This window comes from Stenotrophomonas pictorum JCM 9942, assembly GCF_001310775.1.
GTDB classification, from domain to species: domain Bacteria; phylum Pseudomonadota; class Gammaproteobacteria; order Xanthomonadales; family Xanthomonadaceae; genus Stenotrophomonas; species Stenotrophomonas pictorum.
The window spans coordinates 1-3,596 of the sequence record NZ_BAZI01000275.1 but is presented as its reverse complement, the minus strand read 5'-3'; the positions used below and the strand labels follow the sequence as shown (position 1 = coordinate 3,596).

Sequence of the window (3,596 nt, the reverse complement as noted above, 5' to 3'; positions counted from 1 at the left end):
GGGACGGCAATGGCGCAGCGAGGCCGGCGGCGACGAGGCCGCCATCGTGCAGCGCGCCTTGCAATGGATCACCGGCGAGTTCGCCTACACCCTGGAAACGCCGCTGGCCGGCCGGCACAGCGCCGATGAATTCCTGTTCGAACAGAAGGCCGGCTTCTGCGAGCACTTCAGCTCGGCCTTCGTGGTGCTGATGCGCAGCGCCGGCATCCCCGCGCGGGTGGTCACCGGCTATGCCGGCGGGGTGCGCAACCGTTTTGGCGACTACTGGGTCGTGCGCAAGATGGACGCGCATGCCTGGAGCGAAGTGTGGCTGTCCGGGCGCGGCTGGGTACGCGTGGACCCCACCGCCGCCGTCGCCACGGAACGGATCTATGACACCCTCGAAGACCGTCTCGGCCGAGCCAATGCCGGCGGCTTCGACGTCGCCGGGCAATGGAACCAGCTGGCCCAGCTCGGCGACTGGATGCGCCGTGGCTGGAATGACATGGTGCTGTCCTTCGATGCCAGACGGCAGCAGCAGCTGCTGCGTCCACTGGGCATCGAGCGTCTGCAGCCGGCGCAACTGATCGCGCTGTTCGCGGTGCTGGCGCTGCTGACGGTCGGTGCGATGATCCGGCTGCTGGCCCGCGGCGAACGCGAGCGCGACCCGCTGCTGCGTGCCTGGCACCGCCTGGGCGCCCGCTATACCCGGCTCGGCCTTGCCCGTGAGCCCCACGAATCCGCTACCGCCTGGGCACAAAGGGTCGAGGAAAAACATCCCGGCAGCGACCTGCCATTACTCAGCCAACGTTTCAGCGATGCGCGTTACGCTGGCGCCCAGTCCGACCTCGCTTCACTATTGGCAGACCTGCGCAGGCATCGCCCGAAACCCGGAGCACGAACATGAAGACCCGCATTTTCCTCACCCTTGCCGCCAGCCTGGTACTGGCCGGCTGCGCGACCGCTCCCAAGCCGCTGCAAGGGCAGTTCAGCACCGTCTCGCCGCGTGATTCGGTGGCCCAGAAGCAGACCGGTACGCCGGTGCGCTGGGGCGGTCGCATCATCGAAACGCTGCCGGGACAAGGCGAGACCTGCTTCCAGATGATCGCCCGCCCGCTCAATGGCAGCGGCCGCCCGAGCAGCACCTCGCTGACGCCAGCGACGGCCGTTTTATCGCCTGCCGTGCGGGCTTCTATGATCCGGCGGTGTTCGAGCCGGGCCGCGACGTGACCTTCATCGGTCGCATCGATGGCTACCAGACCACCAAGATCGGCGAGTACGACTATCCGCTGCCCAAGATCGCCGCCGACGTGGTCTATCTGTGGCCGGTGCAGCGCGAGGTGGAAGTGGTACCGGCCTACCCGTACGGCCCGTGGGGCCCGGGTTGGGGTCCTGGCTGGGGCTGGGGCTGGCGCGGCGGCTGGTGGTGATCCAGCCACGTGTGACCGAAAAACGCCGCCCGATGGGCGGCGTTTTCATTTCCGTAGTGCGTGCACCCCAGCGATCGGCACGGCCGGGGGCACCTGCAACTGCGGGAGTTCTATGCGTGCGCAGCGCGCGCCGGACCACTCCGCGCCCTGCTGCTCAGCCAGCGCCGAAACGCCCCAGTGGTGCACCGGCCAGCAGATGCAGATGGATATGGAACACGGTCTGCCCGGCATCCTCGCGGCAGTTCATCACGATGCGGTAGCCGTTCTCGGCAACCCCCTGCTGCCGTGCGTACGCGGCAGCGGCCAGGGCCAGTTTGCCGATCAGATGCGCCTGCGATGGCTGCAGGTCATCCAGGGTCGGGATGACCTCGTTTTTCGGGATGAAAAGCACATGCACCGGCGCCTGTGGCGCGATGTCCTGGAAACCCAGCACATCCTCATCTTCATAGACGATGGTGGCGGGAATCTCGCGGCGGATGATCTTGCCGAAAATTGTGTCGGTCATGCGACTTCTCTCTGCAGGAAACGGCCTACAGCTTAGCGCCTCATCCCGCGCTTATTCGCCGATTTCGCTGCGGCTGCCAAACGCGTGCGACAACGTGCCGCGATCCACGTACTCCAACTCGCCGCCCAACGGCAGGCCCTGCGCCAGCCGGCTCGGCCGCACCTTGTGGCGGCGGGCCAGCTGCGCCAGATAGTGCGCGGTGGCCTCACCTTCGACGGTCGAATTGGTGGCGATGATCAGCTCGGCAACCTCGCCCTGCGCCAAGCGCGCTTCGAGCTTGTCCAGCCCCAGCTCACGCGGACCGATGCCGTCCAGCGGCGACAGGCGCCCCTGCAACACGTAGTACACGCCGCGGTAACTGGTGGCATGTTCGATCGCCAGCCTATCGGCAGGTGATTCGATCACGCACAGCATCTGCCGCTCGCGACTGGCGCTGGCGCACACCGGGCATACCTCGGACTCACTGAAATCGCGGCACTGCGTGCAATGGCCGATCTTCTCGATCGCCTCGGCCAGCACTTCCGACAGCCGCTGACCGCCCTCGCGGGCGCGTTCCAGCACGTGATAGGCCATGCGTTGCGCGGTCTTCTGGCCGACGCCGGGCAGCACCCGGAAGGCTTCGATCAGTTGTTCCAGCAGCGGCAGGCTCATCGCGACAGGCTCCCTTCAAAACGAACGCGCGAAGCCTTCGAGGCTTCGCGACGTGGGCGACACATGTGCCGGGCAGCGCCGGCACGCGTCTGGTCAGAACGGCAGTTTCATGCCCGGCGGCAGTTTCATGCCGGCCGTGGCCGAGCCCATGCGGCTCTGCGATTCGACATCGATCTTGTTGGACGCATCGTTGAAGGCGGCCGCGATCAGGTCTTCCACCATTTCCTGGTCGGACAGCAGCGACGGATCGATGCGTACCTTGCGGCACTCCTTGGCGCCGGTCAGGGTGACGCTGACCATGCCGCCGCCGGCACTGCCGGTGACTTCCAGCTTGGCGATCTCTTCCTGGGCCTTCTGCAGGTTTTCCTGCATTTTCTGGGCCTGCTGCATCATTTGGGCGATATTGCCGCGCATAGTTGCTTACTCTTCAATGGGACGGATGGAATCGGCCACGACCCGGGCGCCCTGCTGGAGCAGCTGACGCACCTGGGGGTCGGCCATGAACACGGCTTCAGCCGCATTCTGGCGCTCACCGCGCTGACGGTCAGCGCGTTCGTGCAACGTCTCGGCCTGGACGTTGCCGGTTTCAATCACGATTTTCGGTGTGGTGCCCAGCGCCTGCGCCAAGGCCTGGGCCAAGGCCGTCAACGCACGCTCGGTCTGCAGGTACTCAAACCCCGGCAGCAGGCCCAACCGCAACACGCCGTGCTGGAAACTCACGAAGGCGCAGTTGGCCGCCAGCTCACGCGACGGCCCCGAAAGACCACTGTCCGCCACCAGGTCCAGCCACTGCTCGGCATTTTCCAGCGCGCGCACAGGGACATCCGGGCCACGCTCAACGGCATCAGCGACCGGCGGCACCACAGCGGGCGCAGCCACCGGCGCCTGGCGTACCGGTTCGGGTTCGGCCTGCGCCATCTCCATGGCCATGGCTTCATCACGCGCACGGGCATCGGCGGCCTCTATCGCCCAAGGCGGCAGATCGTCGGTGGATACGGGTTTCCCGGCGGGTACCTCCGGTGCCGACGGCC

The 3,596-nt window shown here is 66.6% G+C and carries 5 protein-coding genes and 1 pseudogene; 2 read left to right on the top strand and 4 right to left on the bottom strand.

All coding sequences use genetic code 11. From position 1 onward, the window contains the following. The coding region (locus tag JCM9942_RS12310; RefSeq protein ID WP_172675110.1) for a transglutaminase-like domain-containing protein at positions 1-886 on the top strand (886 nt) is incomplete at its 5' end. Beyond that, positions 883-1,409: pseudogene (locus tag JCM9942_RS12305) on the top strand (Slp family lipoprotein). The gene JCM9942_RS12310 and the pseudogene JCM9942_RS12305, both read left to right, overlap by 4 nt. A gap of 154 nt (positions 1,410-1,563) precedes the next feature. Here the strand turns inward: JCM9942_RS12305 and JCM9942_RS12300 are convergent. The 4 genes from JCM9942_RS12300 to JCM9942_RS12285 all read right to left on the bottom strand — a co-directional run. Further along, entirely contained in the window at positions 1,564-1,914 is a 351-nt protein-coding gene (locus JCM9942_RS12300; protein WP_054660002.1) for a histidine triad nucleotide-binding protein, read from the bottom strand. A gap of 51 nt (positions 1,915-1,965) precedes the next feature. Continuing rightward, positions 1,966-2,565, bottom strand: a complete 600-nt coding sequence (recR, locus tag JCM9942_RS12295) for a recombination mediator RecR (RefSeq protein ID WP_054660000.1) — start codon at positions 2,563-2,565, stop codon at positions 1,966-1,968. Positions 2,566-2,658: 93 nt separating this feature from the next. Beyond that, entirely contained in the window at positions 2,659-2,979 is a 321-nt protein-coding gene (locus tag JCM9942_RS12290; protein ID WP_054659998.1) for a YbaB/EbfC family nucleoid-associated protein, read from the bottom strand. 6 nt (positions 2,980-2,985) lie between these two features. Then, positions 2,986-3,596 (bottom strand): DNA polymerase III subunit gamma/tau C-terminal domain-containing protein (locus tag JCM9942_RS12285; RefSeq protein WP_304941143.1); only part of this gene is annotated, 611 nt, incomplete at its 5' end.